22 protein-coding genes, 1 tRNA gene, 1 other RNA gene and 2 pseudogenes are annotated in these 22274 nt (G+C 73.9%); 16 read left to right on the top strand and 10 right to left on the bottom strand.

What is annotated here, in order from left to right; all coding sequences use genetic code 11:
• Window positions 1–2 precede the first annotated feature (2 nt).
• Complete coding sequence (locus tag ACQ95T_RS17015) at window positions 3–554, bottom strand: LytR C-terminal domain-containing protein (protein WP_425942008.1); 552 nt, start codon at window positions 552–554, stop codon at window positions 3–5.
• A gap of 88 nt (window positions 555–642) precedes the next feature.
• A complete protein-coding gene (locus ACQ95T_RS17010; protein WP_425942006.1) occupies window positions 643–954 on the bottom strand; it encodes a type II toxin-antitoxin system VapB family antitoxin in 312 nt (103 codons plus the stop codon).
• A gap of 56 nt (window positions 955–1010) precedes the next feature.
• Here ACQ95T_RS17010 and ACQ95T_RS17005 point away from each other — a divergent pair, with 56 nt between their 5' ends.
• From ACQ95T_RS17005 to ffs, 5 genes are all read left to right on the top strand, one after another.
• Window positions 1011–2594: a helicase HerA-like domain-containing protein gene (locus tag ACQ95T_RS17005; RefSeq protein WP_425942004.1), complete on the top strand. Its 1584-nt coding sequence runs from the start codon at window positions 1011–1013 to the stop codon at window positions 2592–2594.
• A 45-nt stretch (window positions 2595–2639) separates the two neighbouring features.
• Window positions 2640–2729 (top strand) — tRNA-Ser (locus ACQ95T_RS17000).
• Window positions 2730–2852: 123 nt separating this feature from the next.
• Entirely contained in the window at window positions 2853–4286 is a 1434-nt protein-coding gene (locus ACQ95T_RS16995) for a selenium-binding protein SBP56-related protein (protein ID WP_425942002.1), read from the top strand.
• Window positions 4287–4294: 8 nt separating this feature from the next.
• Window positions 4295–5008, top strand: coding sequence for a hypothetical protein (locus ACQ95T_RS16990; RefSeq protein WP_425942000.1), 714 nt, complete (start codon window positions 4295–4297; stop codon window positions 5006–5008).
• A gap of 151 nt (window positions 5009–5159) precedes the next feature.
• Window positions 5160–5254: signal recognition particle sRNA small type (gene ffs / locus ACQ95T_RS16985), an RNA gene on the top strand.
• Window positions 5255–5509: 255 nt separating this feature from the next.
• On the opposite strand, the gene ACQ95T_RS16980 is transcribed toward ffs, so the two are convergent.
• Window positions 5510–6559: a zinc-dependent alcohol dehydrogenase family protein gene (locus tag ACQ95T_RS16980; RefSeq protein WP_425941998.1), complete on the bottom strand. Its 1050-nt coding sequence runs from the start codon at window positions 6557–6559 to the stop codon at window positions 5510–5512.
• A 250-nt stretch (window positions 6560–6809) separates the two neighbouring features.
• Between ACQ95T_RS16980 and ACQ95T_RS16975 the strand changes: the two are divergent.
• The 4 genes and pseudogenes from ACQ95T_RS16975 to ACQ95T_RS16960 all read left to right on the top strand — a co-directional run.
• A pseudogene (locus tag ACQ95T_RS16975) lies at window positions 6810–7763 on the top strand (arginine deiminase family protein); the annotation flags it as partial.
• A gap of 109 nt (window positions 7764–7872) precedes the next feature.
• Entirely contained in the window at window positions 7873–8046 is a 174-nt protein-coding gene (locus ACQ95T_RS16970; protein ID WP_431473146.1) for an arginine deiminase family protein, read from the top strand.
• 3 nt (window positions 8047–8049) lie between these two features.
• The gene (locus tag ACQ95T_RS16965) at window positions 8050–8451 is read left to right on the top strand and encodes a sterol carrier family protein (protein ID WP_425941994.1); all 402 of its coding nucleotides are present in this window, start codon (window positions 8050–8052) and stop codon (window positions 8449–8451) included.
• A gap of 142 nt (window positions 8452–8593) precedes the next feature.
• Window positions 8594–9025 (top strand): hypothetical protein, encoded by a 432-nt coding sequence (locus ACQ95T_RS16960; protein ID WP_425941992.1) that lies wholly within the window; start codon window positions 8594–8596, stop codon window positions 9023–9025.
• Here ACQ95T_RS16960 and ACQ95T_RS16955 read toward each other — a convergent pair.
• Window positions 8964–9818, bottom strand: a complete 855-nt coding sequence (locus ACQ95T_RS16955) for a helix-turn-helix domain-containing protein (RefSeq protein ID WP_431473145.1) — start codon at window positions 9816–9818, stop codon at window positions 8964–8966. The genes ACQ95T_RS16960 and ACQ95T_RS16955 overlap by 62 nt on opposite strands.
• Window positions 9819–10020: 202 nt before the next feature.
• On the opposite strand from ACQ95T_RS16955, the gene ACQ95T_RS16950 reads away from it, so the two are divergent.
• Window positions 10021–10299: a hypothetical protein gene (locus ACQ95T_RS16950; RefSeq protein WP_425941988.1), complete on the top strand. Its 279-nt coding sequence runs from the start codon at window positions 10021–10023 to the stop codon at window positions 10297–10299.
• Window positions 10300–10324: 25 nt separating this feature from the next.
• Here ACQ95T_RS16950 and ACQ95T_RS16945 read toward each other — a convergent pair whose 3' ends face one another.
• Entirely contained in the window at window positions 10325–10984 is a 660-nt protein-coding gene (locus ACQ95T_RS16945; protein ID WP_431473144.1) for a DsbA family oxidoreductase, read from the bottom strand.
• Between the two features lie 72 nt (window positions 10985–11056).
• On the opposite strand from ACQ95T_RS16945, the pseudogene purF reads away from it, so the two are divergent.
• A pseudogene (purF, locus tag ACQ95T_RS16940) lies at window positions 11057–12633 on the top strand (amidophosphoribosyltransferase).
• A 138-nt stretch (window positions 12634–12771) separates the two neighbouring features.
• Window positions 12772–13878 carry a phosphoribosylformylglycinamidine cyclo-ligase gene (purM, locus tag ACQ95T_RS16935; protein ID WP_425941982.1) on the top strand — a complete coding sequence of 369 codons (1107 nt, stop codon included), beginning with the start codon at window positions 12772–12774 and terminating at the stop codon, window positions 13876–13878.
• On the opposite strand, the gene ACQ95T_RS16930 is transcribed toward purM, so the two are convergent.
• The 4 genes from ACQ95T_RS16930 to ACQ95T_RS16915 form a co-directional block, all read right to left on the bottom strand.
• Complete coding sequence (locus ACQ95T_RS16930) at window positions 13866–14402, bottom strand: hypothetical protein (RefSeq protein WP_425941980.1); 537 nt, start codon at window positions 14400–14402, stop codon at window positions 13866–13868. The two genes, purM and ACQ95T_RS16930, sit on opposite strands and share 13 nt — an antisense overlap.
• 166 nt (window positions 14403–14568) lie before the next feature.
• Entirely contained in the window at window positions 14569–16341 is a 1773-nt protein-coding gene (locus ACQ95T_RS16925) for an ABC transporter ATP-binding protein (RefSeq protein WP_425941978.1), read from the bottom strand.
• Window positions 16342–16377: 36 nt separating this feature from the next.
• The gene (locus ACQ95T_RS16920; RefSeq protein WP_425941976.1) at window positions 16378–16632 is read right to left on the bottom strand and encodes a DUF3073 domain-containing protein; all 255 of its coding nucleotides are present in this window, start codon (window positions 16630–16632) and stop codon (window positions 16378–16380) included.
• 145 nt (window positions 16633–16777) lie between these two features.
• Complete coding sequence (locus ACQ95T_RS16915; RefSeq protein ID WP_425941974.1) at window positions 16778–17410, bottom strand: copper resistance CopC family protein; 633 nt, start codon at window positions 17408–17410, stop codon at window positions 16778–16780.
• A gap of 135 nt (window positions 17411–17545) precedes the next feature.
• Between ACQ95T_RS16915 and ACQ95T_RS16910 the strand changes: the two genes are divergently transcribed.
• The 4 genes from ACQ95T_RS16910 (at window position 17546) to ACQ95T_RS16895 (ending at window position 20974) form a co-directional block, all read left to right on the top strand.
• Window positions 17546–18187, top strand: a complete 642-nt coding sequence (locus ACQ95T_RS16910; RefSeq protein WP_425941972.1) for an IMPACT family protein — start codon at window positions 17546–17548, stop codon at window positions 18185–18187.
• Between the two features lie 130 nt (window positions 18188–18317).
• Window positions 18318–19574 (top strand): carboxylate--amine ligase, encoded by a 1257-nt coding sequence (locus ACQ95T_RS16905; RefSeq protein ID WP_425941970.1) that lies wholly within the window; start codon window positions 18318–18320, stop codon window positions 19572–19574.
• Complete coding sequence (locus tag ACQ95T_RS16900) at window positions 19571–20323, top strand: aspartate/glutamate racemase family protein (protein WP_425941968.1); 753 nt, start codon at window positions 19571–19573, stop codon at window positions 20321–20323. Before ACQ95T_RS16905 ends, ACQ95T_RS16900 begins: the two co-directional genes overlap by 4 nt.
• A gap of 126 nt (window positions 20324–20449) precedes the next feature.
• Window positions 20450–20974, top strand: coding sequence for a gluconokinase (locus tag ACQ95T_RS16895; protein ID WP_425941966.1), 525 nt, complete (start codon window positions 20450–20452; stop codon window positions 20972–20974).
• Between the two features lie 3 nt (window positions 20975–20977).
• Here the strand turns inward: ACQ95T_RS16895 and ACQ95T_RS16890 are convergent, their stop codons facing one another.
• Complete coding sequence (locus ACQ95T_RS16890) at window positions 20978–22237, bottom strand: amidohydrolase family protein (RefSeq protein WP_425941965.1); 1260 nt, start codon at window positions 22235–22237, stop codon at window positions 20978–20980.
• Window positions 22238–22274 lie beyond the last annotated feature (37 nt).

The raw sequence follows: 22274 nt of genomic DNA, 5'->3' as shown, positions 1-22274 counted from the left end.
GCTCAGCCTTCCTCGGTGCTCTCGGCGTCGGTCTCGGCGCCCTCGTCGGCGTCCGGCGCGGCCAGGTCCTCCCACTGGGAGCCCAGCACGAGGTCGACCGACAGCGCCTCCCGCCCGTCCTCGACGAGCTCGACGCCCTCCGGCAGCGCGTCCAGCAGGACCTGCGCCTCCTCCAGGCCCTCGGGGCCGTGCCGGACGACGGCCACCCCGTCGATCGTGGCCCCCTCCGGGTCGTTGGCGACGGTCAGCACGTCGAACGAGCGGGCGCGCAGGGCCTCGCCCGCCCGTCCGGCCGCCCCGGACCCGGCGTTGGCGTTGTACACGTTGACGGGCACGTCCTCCGGGGCCAGGCTCGGTGCAGGCGCGGGCACCGCCGTCGTCACCGCCGCGTCGTCCGTGCCCCCCTCGTTGAGACCGAACCACCCCTGCACGTAGGCCAGCGCGAAGCCGAACACCAGCAGCAGGCCCAGCAGGAGGGCGACGATCACCAGGACGGCCCGGCGGCGTGCCCGGCGGGCGGCCGTCGACATGCCGGCGGTGCGCACGTAGCCCACGGGGCTGGTCCTTCCGTCGTCGGGGTCGGGTCGGTGGTCGGGGTCGGGTCGGTGGTCGGGGTCGGGTCGCAGGACCCGCTGTGCGAGGTTAGCGACCGCCGCGGGCGTCCAGGTCCAGGACACGCCCGTGCACCACCGGACGCCCCTGGAGCGCGGCCCTCAGCGCCCGGTGCAGCCCGTCCTCGAGGTAGAGCGTGTCCTGCCACTTCACCACGTGGCAGAAGATGTCGCCGTAGAAGGTCGAGTCTGGCGACAGCAGCACGTGCAGGTCCAGCTCGGCCCGGGTGGTGACGAGGTCGTCGAGGCGCAGCATCCGCGGCGGCAGGTGGGCCCAGTCGCGGGCCTCGTCCAGCCCGTGCGGCGGGTAGGGACGTCCGTCGCCCACACCCTTGAAGATCATGGGCGCGAGTGTAGGCGGCGGCAGGTCCGTCCGCCCGTCGCACTAGAGTCGGCGGCGTGAGCGAGGAGAGCAACGAGCAGAGCAGCCAGGTCGAACTCATCCGCGAGGGCTACGCCTTCAGCGAGCCCAGCATCGTCCTGGGTGGGGCCGTGGACGACGGGCAGGTCGTCCCTGACGCGGTCGTCCGCCTGCCGCTGGGCTCGATGAACCGCCACGGTCTGGTGGCCGGCGCCACCGGCACGGGCAAGACGGTGACCCTCCAGGTGCTGGCGGAGCAGCTCTCGGACGCCGGCGTCCCGGTCTTCCTGGCCGACATCAAGGGAGACCTGACGGGTATGGCGTCGCCCGCCGAGGGCGGTGGGCGCATCGACGAGCGCATGGGGGCGCTCGCGCAGGAATGGAGCGGGACGGCATACCCCGTGGAGCTGATGAACCTCGGAGGGGAGGGGGTCGGCACCCCCGTGCGCGCCACGGTGACCTCCTTCGGTCCCACCCTGCTGTCCAAGGTGCTGCGGCTGAACAAGACGCAGGAGTCCAGCCTCGGCCTGGTCTTCCACTGGGCCGACCAGCAGGGGCTGGCGCTGCTGGACCTCAAGGACCTCACCGCCGTCATCCAGCACCTGCTCTCCGACGAGGGCAAGGGCGACCTGAAGTCGCTCGGCGGGCTGGCGACCTCCACCGCGGGCGTCATCCTGCGTGAGCTCGTCGGGCTGTCCGCGGCCGGCGGCGACGTCTTCTTCGGAGAGCCGGAGTTCGACACCGCCGACCTCATGCGCACCACCGACGACGACAAGGGCATCATCAGCTGCCTGGAGCTGCCGGGCGTGCAGGACAAGCCGGTGCTCTTCTCCACCTTCCTCATGTGGCTGCTGGCCGACCTCTTCCAGGACCTGCCCGAGGTGGGCAACCCGGACAAGCCCAAGCTCGTCTTCTTCTTCGACGAGGCGCACCTGCTCTTCGACGACGCCTCCGACGCCTTCCTCGACTCCGTCGAGCAGGCGGTGCGGCTCATCCGCTCCAAGGGTGTCGGCGTCTTCTTCGTCACCCAGACCCCCAAGGACGTGCCCGACAGCGTGCTGGCCCAGCTGGGCAACCGGGTGCAGCACGCCCTGCGCGCGCACACGCCGAACGACGCCAAGGCGCTGAGGGCCACGGTCTCGACGTTCCCGAGGAGCGGGTACGACCTGGAGGAGCTGCTGACCGCGCTCGGGACCGGCGAGGCGGTGGTGACCGTCCTGTCGGAGAAGGGCGCACCCACCCCGGTCGCGCACACGATGATGCGCGCCCCGCAGGGACGGATCGGGCCGTCGGACCAGGCCGTGGTCCAGCAGGTCGAGGCCGGGTCGGCGATCATGTCCCGCTACGCCGAGCAGGTCGACCGGGAGTCGGCCTACGAGCTGCTCGCCGCCCGGCTCGAGGCCGCCGCCGACGAGGCTGCGGAGGAGGAGAGCGGGGCCGGGACCTCGGGGCGGAGCGGTCGCACCGGCTCCGGGCGGGGCCGGGCCGCCGAGGAGGACAAGGGCATGATCGGTCAGGTGGTCGAGTCGACGGCGTTCCGCTCGATGCTGCGCTCGGCCGGCACGGTCATCGGTCGGGAGATCACCCGGTCCATCTTCGGAACCGGTCGACGGCGCCGCTGACCTGCGATTTCGGCCCCCGGGCGGCTGTCGGGTATCCTCGTCGGCGGAGGATTCGCATAGTGGCCTAGTGCGCACGATTGGAAATCGTGTTGGGGATGAAACCCCTCGCGGGTTCAAATCCCGCATCCTCCGCCACCGTCCAGCAGGACACCATCAGACCCCCGGCGCCCCGGCCCGGGGGTCTGATGCGTGTCGGGGCGCGGTGTGTCACGATAAGTGTTGCTTCCCACGTTCATAGCAACGACTGATAGGACCGTGATGGGCACCACCACCTGGCGACCGGACCCCACCTTCTACCCCTCCCCGGAGCTGGCGGGGGAGGCGCCCCCGGAGCAGCACGCCTTCGTGGCCACCTTCTGGCGGGGGGAGGGGGAGCCGGGCAAGGACGCCCTGGCGGTGGTCAGCGTGGACCCGGCGGCCCCGGACTACGGCCGGGTCGTCGGCTGGTGCGAGATGCCGAACGTCGGGGACGAGCTGCACCACCACGGTTGGAACGCCTGCTCCTCGGCCCTGTGCCCCGGCAGCGCGCACCCGCACGTGGAGCGCCGGTACCTGCTGCTCATGGGGCTGCGCTCCTCGCGGATCCACTTCGTCGACGTCAAGGACGACCCGCGCAACCCCACGATCGCCAAGGTCATCGAGCCCGAGGAGTACAAGGCCAGGAGCGGGTACTCCCGCCCGCACACGGCCCACTGCGGGCCCGAGGGCATCTACATCACCAACCTCGGCACCGCGGAGGGGGATGAGGGGCCTGGCGGGATCGCGCTCCTGGACCACGACACCTTCGAGGTCAAGGGGGCCTGGGAGAAGGACCGGGGCGAGCAGTACCTCGCCTACGACTTCTGGTGGCACCTCAACCACGACCGGATGATCACCAGCGAGTGGGGGACCCCCCGCCAGGTGGAGAACGGTGTGCTGCCCGAGGACCTGCTGGCCGGCCGGTACGGCAACAAGGTCCACGTCTTCGACCTCGTGCGCCGCACCCACCTGCAGACCCTGGAGCTCGGCCCGCAGTACCAGATGGCCCTGGAGCTGCGGCCGGCCCACGACCCCGACCAGCAGTACGGCTTCGTCGGCGTGGTCCTGAGCCTGGAGGACCTCTCCGGCTCCATCTGGTGCTGGCAGCGCGACGGCCGGGACGGCGACTTCAGCATCACCAAGGTGTTCGACATCCCGGCCGAGCCCGTGGCCGACGAGGACGTGGACCGTCTGCCGGAGCTGCTGCGTCCGTTCAAGGCGGTGCCTCCGCTCATCACCGACATCGACCTCTCCGTCGACGACCGCTTCCTCTACGTCTCCTGCTTCGGGACGGGACAGACGATCCAGCTCGACGTGACCGACCCGCTGCACCCGAAGCAGGTGGGCGAGATCCGCCTCGGCGGCATCATGACGAGGGCCAGCCACCCGGCCGCACCGGACCTGCCCCTGGCCGGCGCCCCGCAGATGGTGGAGATCAGCCGGGACGGCCGGCGGGTCTACTGGACCAACTCGCTCTACGGCGCCTGGGACGACCAGTTCTACCCCGACGGGGTGGGGGCCTGGATGGCCAAGGCCGACATCGACCCCGAGACCGGCCGGATGACGCTGGACGAGCGGTTCTTCCCCCACGGGGACGACTTCCGGGGCAACCGCGTGCACCAGACCCACCTCGAGGGCGGCGACGCGTCGAGCGACTCCTACTGCTTCAGCTGACCTGCCCGGTGCCGTCCTCGCCCGGGCCGCCCGCCGACGCCTCGGTGCTGCTGACGCACGCCGGTCACGGCGGGGGCGGGGCGGTCGACGTGGCCGCGCTCCTCGCCGCGCTGGGCCTGGGTCTGTTCCACGGCGTCAATCCCGCGATGGGCTGGTTGTTCGCCCTCTCCTACGGCCTGCAGGAGAAGAGCCGCCGGGCGCTGCTGCGCTCCCTCGCGTGGATCGTCCTGGGCCACGAGCTCTCGGTGCTCCCGACCGCCCTGGTCGTGACCCTCTTCGCCAGCCAGGTCTCCCGCGGGCTGGCGCTGGGGGTCGTGGCCGTCGTGCTGCTCGTGTTCGGGGCGGTGCAGCTGCTGCGGCCGCGCCACTTCCGCTGGGTGGGGATGCGGCTGCGGCCTTGGCAGCTGGCCTGGTGGTCGTTCCTGATGTCCACCGCGACCGGGGCTGGCCTCATGCTCGCGCCCGTGCTGCTCAGCACGACGACGAGCGGGCACGAGGACGCCGTGGCCGGCGCGCTGGCCGGGGACCTGTGGGCGGCGGTGCTCGTCGCCGTCGTGCACGCGCTCGGGATGGCCCTGGCCGCCGGCGCCACCGCACTGGTCGTCCACCAGGTGCTCGGCCTGCGGGTGCTGCGCTCGCACTGGATCAACCTCGACAAGCTCTGGGCCATCGCCTTTCTCGTCGCCGGGGCCGGCGTGGCCCTCGCGTGGTGGCTCGGCTGAGGCCCTGCAACCGGGGCTGGCCTGAGGCGCTGCGACCGACCCACAGCGGCATCCGGCTCCTGGAGCGGGTTCCTCCCTGCTCCAAGAACCGGTTCCCGCTGTGGGTCGCCCGCTCTTTGGCCGGCCCGCGGCCGTCGCCTACACTGGTCCCCGGACCCCTCGTGCGGTGGTACCTCACTGAACTCCCCCAGGGCAGGAATGCAGCAAGGGCAGGTGAGCTCTTCCAGGTGCGCGAGGGGTTCTTCTCGTTCCGGGGTGTCGTCCGCTTTGCCCGACCTCCGCCTGCGTTTGCGCAGGTCGCGATCCAGGTGCCCGTGCAAACCGGACGAGACCCCTGTGCAGACCGGATGAGACCCCTGTGCAGACCGGTCGAGAGCCCTTCGCAGACCGGGCGAGACCGCTGTCGACACCGGCCGGCCTGCCCGGTGGCGGCCAGGTGCAGGGCGTCCGACGGAGCTCCTCGCCGGACCGGGACGGCACCCCGCCGGTGGCCGCCCACCGTCAGGGCGTGAGCATCACCTTGATCGCCCGGCGCTCGTCCATCGCGCGGTAGGCCTCGGCGACCTCGGCCAGCGGCAGCGTCAGGTCGAACACCAGACCCGGGTCGATCTCCCCGGCCAGCACGTCGTCGCGCAGCTGCTCCAGGTAGTGCCGCACCGGCGCCACCCCGCCGGCCAGCGCGACGTTGTGCCGGAACATCCGCCCGACCGGCACCTCCACTCCGTGCGGGACGCCGACGAAGCCGACGGTCCCGCCCGGCCGCGCCGAGTCGAAGGCCTGCGTCATCGACTCCCCGGTCCCGACGCACTCCAGCACCCGGTCGGCCCCCACGCCGTCGGTCAGCTCCAGGATCTTCTCCGCACCCTCGGCGCCGCGCTCGGCGACCACGTCGGTGGCGCCGAACCGCCGGGCGATCTCCTGGCGCGGCACGTGCCGCGACATCGCCACGACCCGCCCCGCGCCCATCCGGGCCGCCGACAGCACGGCCGACAGACCGACGGCCCCGTCGCCGACCACCACGACGGTCTCGCCCTCCTGCACCCCGGCCGAGACCGCGCAGTGCCATCCGGTGGCCATGACGTCGGACAGCGCCAGCATCGAGGGCAGCATCGCCTCGTCCGGCACCTCGGGCGTGGCGACGAGGGTCGCGTCGGCGTAGGGCACCCGCATGACCTCCCCCTGGCACCCGGGGGTCCACTCGCCGTCCCCGTCCCGGCCGCCCCAGCCGTCGCCGCCCAGCACGCACGAGGTCTGCACCCCGTTCCGGCAGTGCGCGCACTCCCCGCAGCTGAACCGGAACGGCGCGATGACGAACTGCCCGGGCCGCACGGTCTTCACCTCGGCCCCCACCTCCTCGACGACGCCCACGAACTCGTGGCCGATGCGCTGGGGCTTGGACACCTTGTTGATCCCCCGGTAGGGCCACAGGTCCGAGCCGCACACGCAGCTGGCGCTCACCCGCACGATCGCATCCGTCGGGCGGACCAGCTGCGGGTCGGGCACCTCCTCGAGACGGACGTCGCCGGGCGCGTGGAGGATCGTGGCTCGCATGGCCCCCATCCTGCCACCGCCGCCGTGAGGGAGCCGCCCCGCCGTCTGCCCGAGAAGGCCCCCCACCGTCCCCGCGTCGTACCCGCCCCGCCGTCTGCACGAGGAGGCCCTCCACCGTCCCCGCGCCGTCCTCCACCCGCACCCCGACGCGCACCCGCAGCCCCCTGCACCGCATACCCGGTCCGTGGGAGGATGGGGCGCCCTCGGCGTCCCGCGTCGGGAGCCTCCCCAGAAGAGAGGAAGCGACGGCATGCCGTTCCACGTCGGCTCCGAGGTCGGGCGCCTGCGCCAGGTCATCGTCCACCGCCCGGGCCTGGAGATGCACCGGCTCACCCCGGCGAACAAGGAGCGCTACCTCTTCGACGAGATCCTGTGGGTCGAGAAGGCCCAGGAGGAGCACGACGACTTCTCCCGCGTGATGACCGAGCGCGGCATCACGGTGCACCACTTCGACCAGCTGCTGCGCGAGACCGTCGCGGTGCCGGAGGCCCGGCGCTACATCCTGGACGCCTCGCTCGACCAGCGGCACGTCGGGCCGATGGCCGCCGAGGAGCTGCGTACCGCGTTCGAGCAGATGGACGACGCGCTGCTGACCCGCCACCTCATCGGGGGGATCACCAAGGCCGAGATCCTCGAGGTCCTGCCCGCGCCGCAGTCGCTGATGATCGAGCAGCTCGACCTCTACGACGCGGTGCTCGCGCCGCTGCCCAACCACCTGTTCACCCGGGACACCTCCGCCTGGGTGCACGACGGCGTGGCCGTGAACTCGATGCACAAGAAGGCCCGTCGCCGCGAGACGGTGCACTACGACGCGATCTACACCTACCACCCGATGTTCGCCGGGGCCGGCATGCGCTGGTGGGCCCACGGCGTGCACGACGGGCCGGCCACCGCCGAGGGCGGCGACGTCCTGGTGCTCGGCAACGGCGTGGTCCTCGTCGGGCTCTCCGAGCGCACCACCGCGATGGGGGTCGAGCGCCTCGCCCGCCGGATGCTCGCGGCCGGCGACTTCACCACCGTCGTCGCCCTCGACATGCCCAAGGCCCGGGCGGTCATGCACCTCGACACCGTCATGACGATGATCGACGAGGGCACCTTCACCCGCTACAGCGGGCTGCCGGACCTGCCGTCGTGGACGATGACCGCCGGCGACCCGTCCGGCGACGGCGAGGTGGACGTGGTCATCCGTCGCAACGCGCCCGAGCGGATGATGGACGTCATCGCCGAGGCCCTGGGGATCGACTCCCTGCGGGTGCTCGCCGCCGACCAGGACCCCCGCCGCCGCCCGCGAGCAGTGGGACGACGGCTGCAACGTGCTCGCCCTCGAGCCCGGTGTGGTCGTGGGGTACGAGCGCAACACGGTGACCAACGACCACCTGCGCGCCCAGGGGGTGGAGGTGCTGACCATCTCCGGCTCCGAGCTGGGCCGGGGCCGCGGCGGGCCCCGCTGCATGTCCTGCCCGATCGAGCGCGACCCCCTGGGCTGAGGGGTGCCGGCACGACGGCGCACCGACCCCGCCGAGGGGGAGCAGGCCCTGGCGGCCTGGCGCGCGGCCACCCAGGGCGAGGACGACCCGCAGGTATGGCGTGCCGCCTCCGCCGCCCTCGGGCGGGCCGTGCTGGGCCCGGCGGTGCGGTGGACCACCGAGGAGCTGGCCCTGCGTGCCCCCGGCCGCTCGGTCGAGGTGCGGGTGCCGCCCTACGCCGCCGTGCAGTGCATCGAGGGGCCGCGGCACACCCGCGGCACGCCGACGAACGTCGTCGAGACCGACGCGGCCACCTGGCTGGCGCTCGCCACCGGCCGGCTGACCTGGGACGACGCCCTCGCAGAGGGGGCCGTCCGGGCCTCGGGCCGACGGGCCGACCTGGCGGAGCACCTGCCGCTGGCCTGAGCCGGGCCCTTTCCCGCCGGGGGACGTGCGCACGGGCTGCGGCACGGCATACGCACCTCTGCGTATGGCGTGGGCCGCACCCGGGCCGCCACGCTGGTCCGGAAGTGCCCCGCCGGGGGGCACGACACCGAAGGAGAAGACCATGCGGATGCGTCAGCGGGCCGTCCGGGCCCTGGCGGCAGGAGCCGCACTGTCCCTGCTCGGGGCTGGTGCCGCGTCGGCCCACGAGTGCTACAAGCACGACTGGCAGCAGCAGGCCTACGACAACCTCGCCGCCAACGGCTCGGCCTGGATGCCGGTCAGCGGGATGGTGCGGATGTTCCTCGTCGCCCCGGACGAGCAGGAGACGTGCGGGCCGCTCGCGGACGCGGCCGTGGCGGAGTGGGTCCAGACGTGGGACTTTCCGCGGGAGCCGCTGATCCACAGCCGGGCGACGATCGGCGGAGGGGCCAAAGCCAAGGGCAAGAACCCACCGCCGATCGGCTACCTGACCGACGACCAGTTCGGCAGCCTCATCGGAGGGGTGGTGGGAGCCCTGGGACCGGCAGGCTGCACGCTGCCCCCGATGGACTGAGCGCCCGCTCCCGGGTGGAGGCGTCCGGCACCGGGTCCAGGAGGGGCGGTGCCGGCAGCAGCCCGAGCTGCTGGCCGGTGAGGACGGCCGAGAGCCGGTCGACCGCACCGAGCTTGCGGTAGAGGTGCTCCTGGTGCTTGTGCACGGTCCGCGGGGAGATCGCCAGCCGGGCGGCGATCCCCGCGGCCGTGCGCCCCTGGGCCAGCATCACCAGGACCATCCGCTCCCGGGCGGTCAGCCGGGGCGCGTCGGCTGCCGCGACGGGGCCGGGCGGACTCGCGGGGCGGTCCGGGCCCGCCGGGGCAGCCGCCGGGCCCGGTGCAGGGCCCGGCGCAGGGCCGAGCCGGGCCAGCAGCCCCAGGTGGTGGTCCGCCCCGACGATCGTCGGGGCCGCCTCGACGATCCGGTCGACCGCGCAGGAGGGCAGCGGCTCCTCGGAGACGAGCACCCACCCCAGCCAGGCGCCCTGGCGCAGCGGCCGGGGGTCGCGCACGGTGGGGATCGTCAGCTGGTGGGGGGAGAGGTGCAGCCGCTCGTACTCCTCGTGCGTCCGGGCGTCCCCGGTCCAGCCCGCCGCCACGGCGTCCTGCAGGAGCGTGGGGCGCAGGGTGCCGGTGTCCCGGTGGAACCGGGTGAACGGGTGCTGGCGGAAACGCTCCGGCCCCGGCCACTCCGCGGCAGGGGGTAGCGGGGCCCACGACGGGGCCATGATCTCCCAGTCCGTCACGTCGACACCGAACCGCAGCCGCGCGGCCAGGCCGGCGCCGCTGACCTGCACGAGCCAGTCGGCCATCACCTCGACGGCCGCGGGGCGCGTCCGGCGCGTCCAGGATCTGGACCGCCAGGTCGGCCGGGGTGGGTGCAGCGACCACACGGAGCTCCTCGCACGGTGCGATCACCGGCCGCGGGCGACGGCCGGGACCCCGAGACCTCGTAGCGTACTCCTGACCGGCGCTCGGAGGGATCTCTCAGCCGCCGGGGTGATACTGGGAGGCGTGGCACGACAGCGAGACGACATCGAGACCGTGGACCAGCCCGGCCCCCAGCACGTGCCCGTGCGGCGCCGTCCGGACCTGGTCAGGTTCCTCGTCACCGGCACCGTCCTCGGGGCGGTCCTCGGCGGGCTGATCGGCTGGCTGGGCCCGGACGCCTACGGCCGGACGCAGGGGCAGGAGGTGGTCCTGCTCGCCGTGGTGGGTGCGCTCCTCCTGGGCCTGGTCGCGGCGGTGGCCTACCTGGTGGCCGACCGCTCCAGCCTGCGCGGGCAGGACTGACCGCCCGCGGTCGCCGCCCGGCTGCTCACCCCCGGGCCAGGCCGCGCCTGATTGCGTCGGCGAAGGCGTCCACCGGCTGGGCCCCCGCGACGCCGTAGCGGTCCGCCACGACGACGAACGGCACGCCGGTCGCGCCGTAGGCCCTGGCCTGCTCCACGTCGGCGGCCACCGCCCCGGCGAACTCCTGCCCGGCGAGCACCTCGTCCACCCGGTCGGCCGGGAGCCCGACCTCGCCCGCCACCTCCCGCAGCACCCTGTGGTCGCTGACGTCGCGCGCCCCGGCGTGGTAGGCCGTCATCAGCGCCGCGACCGCCTCCGCCTGCAGCGGCGCCCCGCCCTCCTCGCGGGCCAGGTGCAGGAGCCGGTGCGCGTCGTGGGTGTTGACGTGCGGGGCGGCCTCGGGTCGGTGGGTCAGCCCCTCCTGGGCGGCCAGGTCCCGCACCTGCCCGACCATCGCCGCCACCTGCGCGGGGCCGGCGGCGTAGCGCCGCCCGAGCGCCTCCACCGTCGTCTCGGCGGGCGGCACCGGGGCGTCGGGGTCGAGCTGGAAGGAGCGCCAGACCACCTCCACGTCCTCGGCGCCCGCCGTCCCCTCGTCACGCACGAGCTCCAGGGCCCGCTCGAGGCGGCGCCGGCCGATGGAGCACCACGGGCAGACGATGTCGGACCAGATGTCGATGCGCACCCGCCCAGGGTAGGCGTCGGGGCCCTCGGCGCACGGCATACCCCTGCCCGGCCCCTGTGGGATGATCGGGCCGTGGCACGCGCTGACGGACGGCTCTCGCACGACCTGCTGCCCGGGGAGCGCCTGCCCCAGGACGCCTGCGGGGTGTTCGGGGTGTGGGCCCCCGGCGAGGAGGTCGCCAAGCTGACCTACTTCGGCCTCTACGCGCTGCAGCACCGCGGCCAGGAGGCGGCCGGCATCGCGACGAGCGACGGTCAGCGGCTGGTGGTCTACAAGGACGTCGGGCTGGTCAGCCAGGTCTTCGACGAGTCCGCGCTCGCCTCGCTGCAGGGCCACCTGGCGGTCGGCCACTGCCGCTACTCCACCACCGGGCGCAACTCCTGGGAGAACGCCCAGCCCACCCTCGGCGGCACCGCCGACCGCACCGTGGCGCTGACCCACAACGGCAACCTCATCAACACCGCCGAGCTGCGCGACCTGCTCGCCGAGTCCCACGGCGGGGACCTGTCCAGCTCCCGGGGCGAGGTCGGCCGGGGCAACACCACCGACACGGCCATCGTCACCGGCCTGCTCACCGCCGACGAGGACCTTCCCCTGGAGGAGGCGGCGATGCGGGTGCTCCCGCTGCTGCGGGGCGCGTTCAGCCTTGTCTTCTGCGACGAGGGCACCCTGTATGCCGCGCGCGACCCCCAGGGGGTCCGCCCGCTGGTCCTGGGTCGCCTCGAGCGCGGCTGGGTGGTGGCCTCCGAGACCGCGGCGCTGGACATCGTCGGCGCCTCGGTCGTGCGGGAGGTCGAGCCCGGCGAGCTGATCGCCGTGGACGAGCACGGCCTGCGCTCGCAGCGGTTCGCGAGGCCGCGCCCAAGCGGTGCGTCTTCGAGTGGGTCTACCTGGCCCGGCCGGACACCACGATCGCGGGCCGGGAGGTCTACGACGCGCGGGTGGAGATGGGTCGCCGGCTCGCGGGGGAGCACCCCGTCGAGGCCGACCTGGTCATGCCGACGCCGGAGTCCGGCACCCCCGCCGCGATCGGCTACGCCGAGGCCTCGGGCATCCCGTTCGGCCACGGCCTGGTCAAGAACGCCTACGTCGGGCGCACCTTCATCGCCCCCAGCCAGACGATCCGCCAGCTGGGCATCCGGCTCAAGCTCAACCCCCTGCGCGACGTGATCAAGGGCAAGCGGCTCGTGGTCGTCGACGACTCGATCGTGCGCGGCAACACCCAGCGGGCCCTGGTGCGGATGCTGCGCGAGGCCGGCGCCGCCGAGGTGCACGTGCGCATCTCCTCCCCGCCGGTGCGCTGGCCCTGCTTCTACGGGATCGACTTCGCCACCCGCGCCGAGCTCATCGCCACCGGCCTGGACACCGAGTCGATCCGGGCCACGATCGGGGCCGACTCGCTCGGCTACATCAGCGAGGACAGCATGGTGGAGGCGACCCAGCAGCAGCCCTCGACCCTGTGCACCGCCTGCTTCAGCGGCACCTACCCGATCGAGCTGCCGCACGAGGACCAGCTGGGCAAGGACGTCCTGGAGCTGCAGTTCCCCGTCCACGAGGGGGTCGACCCCACCGACGTGGGCACCCTCGACGTCGAGGGCGTCAGCCTGGGCGCGGCACTGGGCGGCTCGGACGCGGTGCGACGTCCCTGACCGGCTGCCCACGCACGCCCAACCGCCCCCACCGGCCCACCCGCACCAGCCCACCGCCCGTCGACCCACCCGTCCACCCACCCGTCCACCCGCCCGCCGACCCGAGCTGCGCCATACCGACCCGTCCGGAGGACCGCGATGACCGACCAGCCGATCACCTACGCCAGCGCGGGCGTCGACGTGCACGCCGGGGACCGGGCGGTGGAGCTGATGAAGGACTCCGTGCGCCGGGCCCAGCGGCCCGAGGTGCTCGGCGGGCTCGGCGGCTTCGCCGGGATGTTCGACGCCTCGGCGCTGAAGGGGATGCGACGCCCGGTGCTGGCCACCTCCACCGACGGGGTCGGCACCAAGGTCGCGGTCGCCCAGGCGATGGACGTGCACGACACGATCGGCCAGGACCTCGTGGGCATGGTCGTCGACGACATCGTCGTCTCCGGGGCCGAGCCGCTGTTCATGACCGACTACATCGCCTGCGGGAAGGTCGTGCCCAAGCGGATCGCCGCGATCGTTTCGGGCATCGCCCGCGGCTGCGAGCTGGCCGGGGTGGCCCTCGTCGGCGGGGAGACCGCCGAGCACCCCGGGCTGCTCGACCCGGACGAGTACGACGTGGCCGGCGCCGCCACCGGGGTGGTGGAGCACGACGACGTCCTGGGGCCGCACCGGGTGCAGCGCGGCGACGTCGTCCTGGCGCTGCCGTCCTCGGGGCTGCACTCCAACGGCTACTCCCTCGTCCGCCGCGTCGTCGCGGCCGCCGGGTGGGACTGGGACCGGCACGTCGACGAGCTCGGTCGCACCATCGGCGAGGAGGCCCTGGAGCCCACGCGGATCTACACCCGGGCGCTGCTCGAGGTGGTCCGCGCCGACGTGGGGCTGCACGCCCTCTCGCACGTCACCGGCGGCGGGCTGGCGGCCAACCTGGCCCGGGTGCTGCCCAGGGACACCCTGGCCACCGTCGAGCGGTGCTGGAGCCCGCCACCGATCTTCGGGCTGGTGCAGGAGCTGGGCCGGGTCCCGCTGGCGGACCTGGAGCAGACGCTCAACATGGGCGTCGGCTTCGTCGCCGTCGTCGCGCCGGAGGGTGTCGCGCGCGCCCAGGAGATCCTGCGGGCGCACGGCACGGAGCCCTGGGTGGTGGGGGCGGTCGGCGATCCCAGCACCGTGTCGACCTACGGGGCGCCGGTCGTGCAGGGTGCCAAGGGCGTCGACGGGGGCGCGGTGATGATGCTGGGGGACTACCCCGCCTGAGAGGGGGTCACCAGCAGCCAGTAGCTCGTCGGTCCCCGGGTGCCGACCGTCCCGGTCCACCGGGTGTCGGCGGCGTCGGAGGTCAGGGCGGTGCGCACGGTGCCCTCGTCGTGGTCGAAGAGCACCACGCTGCGGGCGGGCTCGGGCAGGTCCACCTGCACGGCGTTGGCCACCGTGTCGATCGGCACGTCCTCGAACTGCCAGGTCGGCCCCTCGGCGGAGACCGGGTCGCGCGGACTGGACTGGTGCCACAGGCGCACCCGCTCCTCGGTGACGTCGGTCGGGGTGCACCCGGCCGCCTCGACGTCGGCGCTCGTGGCGTCCTCGGCCAGCGGCTCCTGACAGATCTGCAGCTGCACCTGCAGGTCCTGGAAGTTCAGCTGCCGGGTGAAGGCCCACGTCGAGATCACGGCGATGAGGCCGAACAGCACGAGGATCACCCAGAACCGGTTGCGGGCCACCCGCCCCTTGACGACCGCGTCCTCGGCCGTCCACCGTGCCTCGTGCCGTGCCCTCGTCGCCATGCGTGCGGTCCTCCCCGTCGTACGTCGCCGACCCAGGGTATGCCGTGCCGCGAGGTGCCGACGAGCCGTCTCCGGACCGGGTGGCTGGGTGGTCGGGGCGACCGGGTGGCCGCGTGCTTGGGGCGACCGGGTGGTCGGGGCGATCTGGTGGCCGGGGCGGGGTCGGTCAGGCGACCCCGTCCGTGAGCACACCGGTCTGCACGGCCCACAGGTCGGCGTAGGGGCCGGGCCGCGCGACCAGCTCGTCGTGGGTGCCCGCCTCCACGACCCGGCCGGCCTCCAGGACCCAGATGCGGTCGGCGTGCCGCACGGTCGAGAGCCGGTGGGCCACCATGATCGTGGTCCGGCCCTGGCTCACCTCGGCCAGCGAGCGCTGGATCGCCGCCTCGGTCTCGTTGTCGACGGCCGAGGTGGCCTCGTCGAGGACCAGCACGGCGGGGTCGCGCAGGATGGCCCGGGCCAGCGCCAGGCGCTGGCGCTGGCCGCCGGAGAGGGTGACCCCGCGCTCGCCGACGAGGGTGTCGTAGCCATGGGCGGTCCGGCTGACGAACTCGTGCGCCGCGGCCTGCTCGGCGGCCCGCCGCACCTCCTCACGGGTGGCGTCGGGGCGGCCGTAGGCGATGTTCTCAGCGATCGTGCCCTCGAAGAGGAAGACGTCCTGGGCCACGTAGCCGATGCGGCCGCGCAGCGAGTCCCAGGTCAGCTCCCGCAGGTCGGTGCCGTCGAGCAGCACCTGACCGGCCCGGGGGTCGGCGAAGCGCAGCAGCAGCCGCAGGAGCGTGGACTTGCCCGCTCCCGTGGCCCCCACGACCGCGTGGACCTGCCCGGCCGGGACGTCCATCGACACCCCGTGGAGCACGTCGGGGCCGTCGGCGTAGCCGGCCCGGACCTCGACCAGCTCCAGGTGGCCGCGCACCTGGGGGAGCGTGCGTCCGCCCTGGACGGTGACCGGCTCCTCGTCGAGCAGGGCCAGGATCCGCCGGACCGAGGCCATCGCGCGCTGGTAGAGGTCGAGCACCTCGCCGACGGAGGTCAGCGGCCACAGGAGGCGCTGGGTCATGAAGACGAGGACGGAGTACAGACCGACCTCCAGGGTGCCGTCCAGCGCCATCCACCCGCCCATGAGCAGGGTGGTGGTGAACCCGGCGAGGATGGCCATCCGGATGAGCGGCACGAAGGCCGCCGAGGCCCGGATCGCGTCGGCGTTGGCGAGCCGGTACGCCTCGGAGACCTCCCGCACGCGCGCCAGCTCGCGGTCCTCGGCGGTGAACGACTTGATGGTGGCCATCCCGCCGAGGTTGGCCGAGACCAGGCCGCTGATCCTGGAGACGGCGGCGCGGACCACGGCGTACCGGGGGACGAGGTGGCGCTGGAACCACAGCGAGCCCGCCACGATCACCGGGATGGGCAGGAAGGCCAGCAGCGTCAGCGTCCAGCTGCTGACCGCGAAGACGGCACCGACCAGGAGGATGTTGAGGGCCAGCGTCCACAGCTTGTCGACACCCGCGTCGAGGAAGCGCTCGAGCTGGTTGACGTCGTCGTTGACGACCGCGAGCGTGCCGCCGGTCGGCCGGGACTCGTGCCAGGCCATGTCCAGGCCCTGGACGTGCCCGTAGACCTCCAGGCGCAGGTCGTGCTCGACCTGCTGGGCCAGGTTGCGCCAGGTCAGCGCGGAGAGGTAGTCGAAGATCGACTCCAGGACCCACACGACTGCGTTGATGACCGCGAGCCAGAGGAGCTGGTCGCGCCGGTCGGCCACACCCAGCACGTCGGCGACGAAGGAGTCGCTGCCGCGGACGACGACGTCGATGGCCGCGCCGATGAGCAGCTCGGGCACGACGTCCATGACCTTGCGGACCGTGGACAGCAGGAACGCCAGCACCACGCGTGCGCGGTACTGGCGGTACCTGGTCCAGAGCTGGGCGAGCGGGTGGGTCACCTCACCACCACGGGGCCCGGGGCGGGTGCGCTCACCTCAACGGGTGCCTCCGGGTGCCCAGGCTCCGTCGTCGCTCTCGTCGTCGTCGTCGGAGTCGTCGACGTAGGCCGCGTACGGGTCCTGGTCGTCGTCCTCCTCGTCGGCGTCCGCGTGGTCGCTCTCGTAGGTGAACTCACCTCGTCCGCTGCGGAGCTCGCGCTCCAGGGCGGTGAGGTCGGTGCTGGGAGCCGAGTTGTACTTCAGCTTCCGGGCGACCTTGATCTGCTTTGCCTTGGCTCGGCCGCGCCCCATGGCGTGACCCCCTCGTGTCGTGTCGTCCGGAACGGCACCGCTTGCTGATCACATCAGGTCGCGCAGCCGGCCCGGGAGTGCGAATGTTCGTGCGCCCAAGGCTACATGAGACGACGCTCACAGCCCGCATCGCCCCGGCCGGGGCTCAGCCGCGACGGTTGCGGGTCCAGGTGTGCACCAGCAGCGCCGCCAGCCCCAGGACGGCGAGCCCCACGACGAGCCAGACCCACCCGGGCAGGCCGGTGTCCACCCCCTGCGCGACCGGCGGATCGACGTCCTCCTCGTCCTCGCCGGCGTCGGCAGCGGCCGTGCCGTCGTCGGTCGTCCCCCCGGCGGGCGTCGAGCCGTCGGTGCCGTCGGGGGAGTAGTCCTGCGCCGCGGCGCCACCGGCGCCACCGGCGGCGTCGGCGCCGTCGCCCGTGGTGACCGTGAAACCCAGCGTCCCGGAGATCGGGTGGCCGTCGGAGCTGGTGATCCGCCAGGCGACCTCGTAGGTCCCGTCGACCATCCCGGTGACCTCCTGCACGACCGCCCGGCCGTCCACGACGGGCTCGCCGACGAGGTGGTCCTGCCCGGGGCCGGTCGTCACCGCCACCTGGGCACCGACGGGGGCGACCTCGCCGGAGAAGGTGAAGGTCAGTGCCTCGGGGGCCTCCGTCAGCACCGCGCCGTCAACCGGATCGGTCCCGGTCAGCTGGTCGTGGGCCTGCGCCGCCCCGGGCACGAGCAGCAGCAGCGTGGCGAGCAGGAGGATCAGCGGACGCAGGAACCGGGTCACGTCTCTACTGTAGGTCGGCTCCGACGCAGCGTCGGACCGGCCCGACCCCACCGGCCGGGCCAGGTCGACCCCACCGGCCGGACAGCCCCACCCCGTGGCGCGGGCCTGTCCGGCCCCACGGCATACCCTGCCCGGATGGGCCCCTCCTCCTACCGCACGCTGGCCGCCGGGGCCGAGGCCACCCTGGAGGACCGCCGCTCGGTCTTCACCTGCTGGCTGCGCCGGGTCGAGGACGAGGCGCAGGCCAGGGCGGTCGTCGAGGAGGCCCGCAGCACGTTCTGGGACGCGCGGCACCACTGCTCGGCCTTCGTGCTCGGGCCGGACGGGGCCACCGTGCGCAGCAACGACGACGGGGAACCGGGCGGGACCGCGGGGGCGCCGATGCTCGAGGTGCTCACCGGGTCGGGGCTCACCGACGTCGTCGCCGTCGTCAGCCGGTGGTTCGGCGGGACGCTGCTGGGGAGCGGGGGACTGGTCCGCGCCTACTCCGGGGCCGTCCGCGAGGCGCTCGCCGGCGCCCGGGTGCTCGCCCGCGTGCGGGTCGAGGAGGTGGACGTCGTCGTCGGGCACGACCTGGCCGGACGCCTCGAGCACGACCTGCGCTCCCGGGGGGTCGTGGTGCCCTCCGTGGGGTATGCCGACCGCGTCCGGCTGCGCGTGCGGGTGCCGGTCGACCGGGCCGGGGAGCTGCCCGGGCTGCTCGCCGGGCTCACGGGCGGGGTGGCCGTCCTCGACGAGTCCAGCCGGGTGCAGGGCTGGGCCGACGAGGGGACCTGAGGCGCCGGTCGGCCCGGCCCTGGAGACGGCCGTGACGGCGACGCGCCCGACCCGACCGACCTGGGGGATCACGTGAACCCTGGGGGTCGGTCCGCCCGGGCGCGTGCCGGCCGGCTGGTACTTTTCCCGCATGCCCCCGCACACCTCCACCGTCCCCTTCGTGCCCGTGGTCATGGGCGGGGAGCTGGCGACGTACACCCTGGCGCGGGCCTTCCACGCCGAGCTCGGGGTGCGCACGACGGTGATGACCCGTGGCGTCCCCGCCCCGGTCCGCGGGTCGGCGATCATCGACAACGAGGTCGTGCCCGGGCTGGACGACCTCGACGAGGTGGTGGCCGCGGTGCACCGGGTGGCCGACGCCCGGCCCGGCCACCGGGTGATGCTCATGGGCACGATGGACTGGTGGGTGGAACGGCTCGGGGCCCTGCGCCACCGGTTCGACGAGCGGGTCGTCGTGCCCTACCCCGAGCTGCCTCTCATCGAGCGGCTCAGCGACAAGGAGCGCTTCGCCCAGGTGTGCGCCGAGGTCGGCGTCGCCCACCCGCGCACGGTGGTCGTCGACCACGCCGTCGCGGAGCAGGACGTCGCGGGGATGCTGGCCGACCTGCGCCCCCCGCTGGTCGTCAAGCCGGCCGACTCGCCCGCCTTCCACGGGCTCCTCTACGCCGGCAAGCAGAAGGTGGGGTATGCCGCCGACGTGGCCGAGCTGCTCGCCCTGCGCCGGGTCATGACGGGCGCGGGCTACGCCGGTGCGCTCGTCGTCCAGGAGCGGGTCCCCGGCGGGGACGAGCAGATGCGCGTGCTGACCACCTACTCCGACGGCTCCGGCAGGGTCCGGTGGGGGCGGATGGGCCACGTCCTGCTGGAGGACCACGACCCGGGGATGATCGGCAACCCGCTGGCGATCGTCCACGGCGCCAGCAGCTCCGCGATGGCCGACGCCACCCGGCTGCTCGAGCACGTGGGCTGGACCGGCTGGGCCAACTTCGACATCAAGGTCGACCCGCGCGACGGCCGGGAGCACTTCTTCGAGCTCAACCCGCGGCTGGGCCGGTCGCACGGGTACCTCACCGCGGCGGGCCATCCGGTCGCCACGCCCTGGGTGCGCGAGCACGTCGAGGGGCTGGACCCCTACGAGGGCCTCGACGTCGGCGCGGAGACCGACGACTGGCTCTACTCGATCGTGCCCGTGCCGCTGCTGCGGCGCTACGTCACCGACCCGCGGACCAAGGAGCGCCTGGCCCGGATCCGGCGCACGGGCCGGGTCGTGCGGCCCTTCGTCTACGGGCCGGACCGCGGCCGCGACCGGCGGCTGGCCCAGCTGAAGAACGACGTGCTCTACGCGCGCAGCTTCGCCCGCCACTACCGCCGCCCGGTGACCTCGTGAGCACCCCCGGACGCCTGCTGCCGGACACCTGGGACCGTCCGGTCCTGGGCGTGCTGGGCGGGATGGGGCCGGCCGCGACCGTGGCCTTCCTCGACGCGCTCGTGCGGGCGTGGCCGGTGACGCGCGACCAGGACCACCTCGACACCGTCGTGCTGGGCCACTCCTCCACCCCCGACCGCACCGCCCGGCTGCTCGACCCCGAGCAGCCCGACCCCACGCCATACCTCGTGGGGGACCTGGAGCTGCTCGCCCGGCTGGGCGTCAGCCGGGCGGTCATCGCGTGCAACACCGCGCACGCGTTCCTGCCGGAGGAGCTGCCGCTGCCCCTCCTGTCGCTGGTGCGCGTCGGCGCGGAGGCCGCCGTCGACCGGGCCCGCGCGCAGGGCGCCGCCAGGCCGCGCGTCCTCGTGCTGGCCACCGACGGCACGGTCCTGAGCCGGGTTTACCAGGACGCGCTGACCGACCTGGGCGCCGAGCCGCTGGTCCCGGACGAGGAGGGCCAGCGGGCGGTCATGACGATGATCTACGACGGGGTCAAGGCCGGCGTCGAGGTCCCCACCGGCGACCTCCTCGCCCTCCTGCGGCGCCTGCGCGGCGACGCCGACGCGGTGGTGCTGGGCTGCACCGAGCTGTCCGTCCTGGCCGAGCAGGCCGGTGACGCCCTGCCGGGGTATGCCGTGGACGCGCAGGCCGCGCTCGTCGCCCGGGTGGTCGAGGAGCTGGGTCGGCCGGGCGACGGGGCGGGGTGACCGGACGGCGGGTCCCGACGAGCGGGCAACGGGCGGCAACAGCCGACGTCCACGCCGGGTCCCGACGAGCGGGCAACGGGCGGCAACAGCCGACGTCCACGCCGGGTCCCCGATACGGTGGCCGGCATGACCCCCCTGCTCGCACCGGCCCCCGGCGTCCCCGTCCACGTCGTCGTCATGGGTGTGTCGGGGTGCGGCAAGAGCACGATCGCACGGGCCCTGCACGAGCGGCTCGGGTGGGAGTTCGCCGAGGGCGACGAGTACCACCCGGCGTCCAACGTGGAGAAGATGGCCGCCGGACGGCCGCTGATGGACCAGGACCGCTGGCCGTGGCTGCGCACGCTCGCCCGGTGGACGCAGGAGCGGGACGAACGGGGGGAGAGCACGATCCTGTCCTGCTCCTCGTTGAAGCGCAGCTACCGCGACCTGCTGCGCGAGGGTGCCCCCGGGACCTACTTCGTCCACATGCACGGGGACAAGGGCCTGCTGCTGGAGCGGATGGAGACGCGAGAGCACTTCATGCCCCCGACGCTGCTGGAGTCCCAGCTGGACACGCTGGAGATGCTCGAGCCGGACGAGCGCGGGGTCGTCGTCGACATCGCCCACCCGGTGGAGCGGGCCGTCCGCGTCGTGCTGGCCCACCTGGAGTAGGTCTCAGACCAGCTCGAGCCCCTCGGCCACCACCCGACCGCGGTGCAGGACGGTCCGGTCGGGCAGCCGGTCCATGACCGCGGCGGTGGGTGTCTCCCCGTCGAGGAGCAGCAGGTCGGCGCGGTCGCCGACGGCCAGCCCGGGGCGGTCCTCCACCCCGGCGAGCCGGGGCAGGTCGGCGTCCATGATCGAGGCCCCGCCGCGGGTGGCCACCGCCAGGCAGTGCTCGACGAGGTCGTCCCGGCGGAAGCCGTGCGTGAACGCCAGCTGCCAGGTGCGGTCGAGCATGTCGGCGTTGCCGTAGGGAGACCAGTAGTCGCGCTGCCCGTCCTCGCCCAGCCCCACCCGGACGCCGTGCTCGACGAGCAGCTGCAGCGGCAGGTTCTGCCGGCCTCCCGGCGCCACCGTCGCGGTCGCGACGTCGGCCTCGGCGAGCCGCTCCACCAGCGCCCGCGTCTGCGACTCCGTCCCGTCCCACAGCCCGTAGCCGTGGGAGATCAGCACGCGGCCCTGCATCCCCAGGGCGTGGGTCCGCTCCAGGATGAGGTCGGCGGAGAAGCGGCCCAGCTCGCCCGGCTCGTGCAGGTGGACGTCCACGGGCAGGCCGTACCGCTCGGCCAGGCCGAAGACGACGTCCAGGTGGCGGACCGGGTCGCGGTCCAGGCTGCACGGGTCGATGCCGCCCACGACGTCGGCCCCGGCACGCAGCGCGTCCTCGAGCACCCGGGCCGACCCCTCCTCGCGCAGGAGCCCCGCCTGGGGGAAGGCGATGACCTGCACCTCGGCCCGGTCGCGGAAGGCCTCGCGGGCGGCGAGGACGGCCTCGAGCCGCTCCAGCCCGGCGTCCACGTCGACCTGGGCGAAGGAGCGCACCCGTGTCGTGCCGCGGGCGACCATCATCCCCAGGGTCCGCGCCACCCGCTCGGTGATGCCCTCCTCGGCCTGGCGCCAGTGCTCCCGGTCGTTGAGCATCATCGCCCACACGCCGGGCGCCCCGGTGTGCGGCCGGAAGGGCAGCCCCAGCCGGGTCGAGTCCAGGTGGACGTGCACGTCGGCGAAGGCGGGCAGCAGCAGCCGTCCGCGCCCGTCGACGTCGTCGGGCCCGACGTCGGCCCGGGCCCGCGCAGCGTCCGTCCCGACGCCCGCGGCGGAGCCGCCGTCCGCCGCATCCACCCCGACCGGCACCACCTCGGCGACCAGCTCCCGCTCGAGGCGGACGTCGGACAGGGCGGCGCCCCACGGGCGGCAGCGGCGGATCCACATGGTCGTCAGGGTATGTCGTGGCCGTGCCACCCTGGGG

Source organism: Ornithinimicrobium carbonis, from assembly GCF_050703245.1.
Lineage (GTDB): Bacteria > Actinomycetota > Actinomycetes > Actinomycetales > Dermatophilaceae > Ornithinicoccus.
The sequence above is the reverse complement of the archived record's forward strand: the minus strand, read 5'-3'. Positions and strand labels throughout refer to the sequence as shown.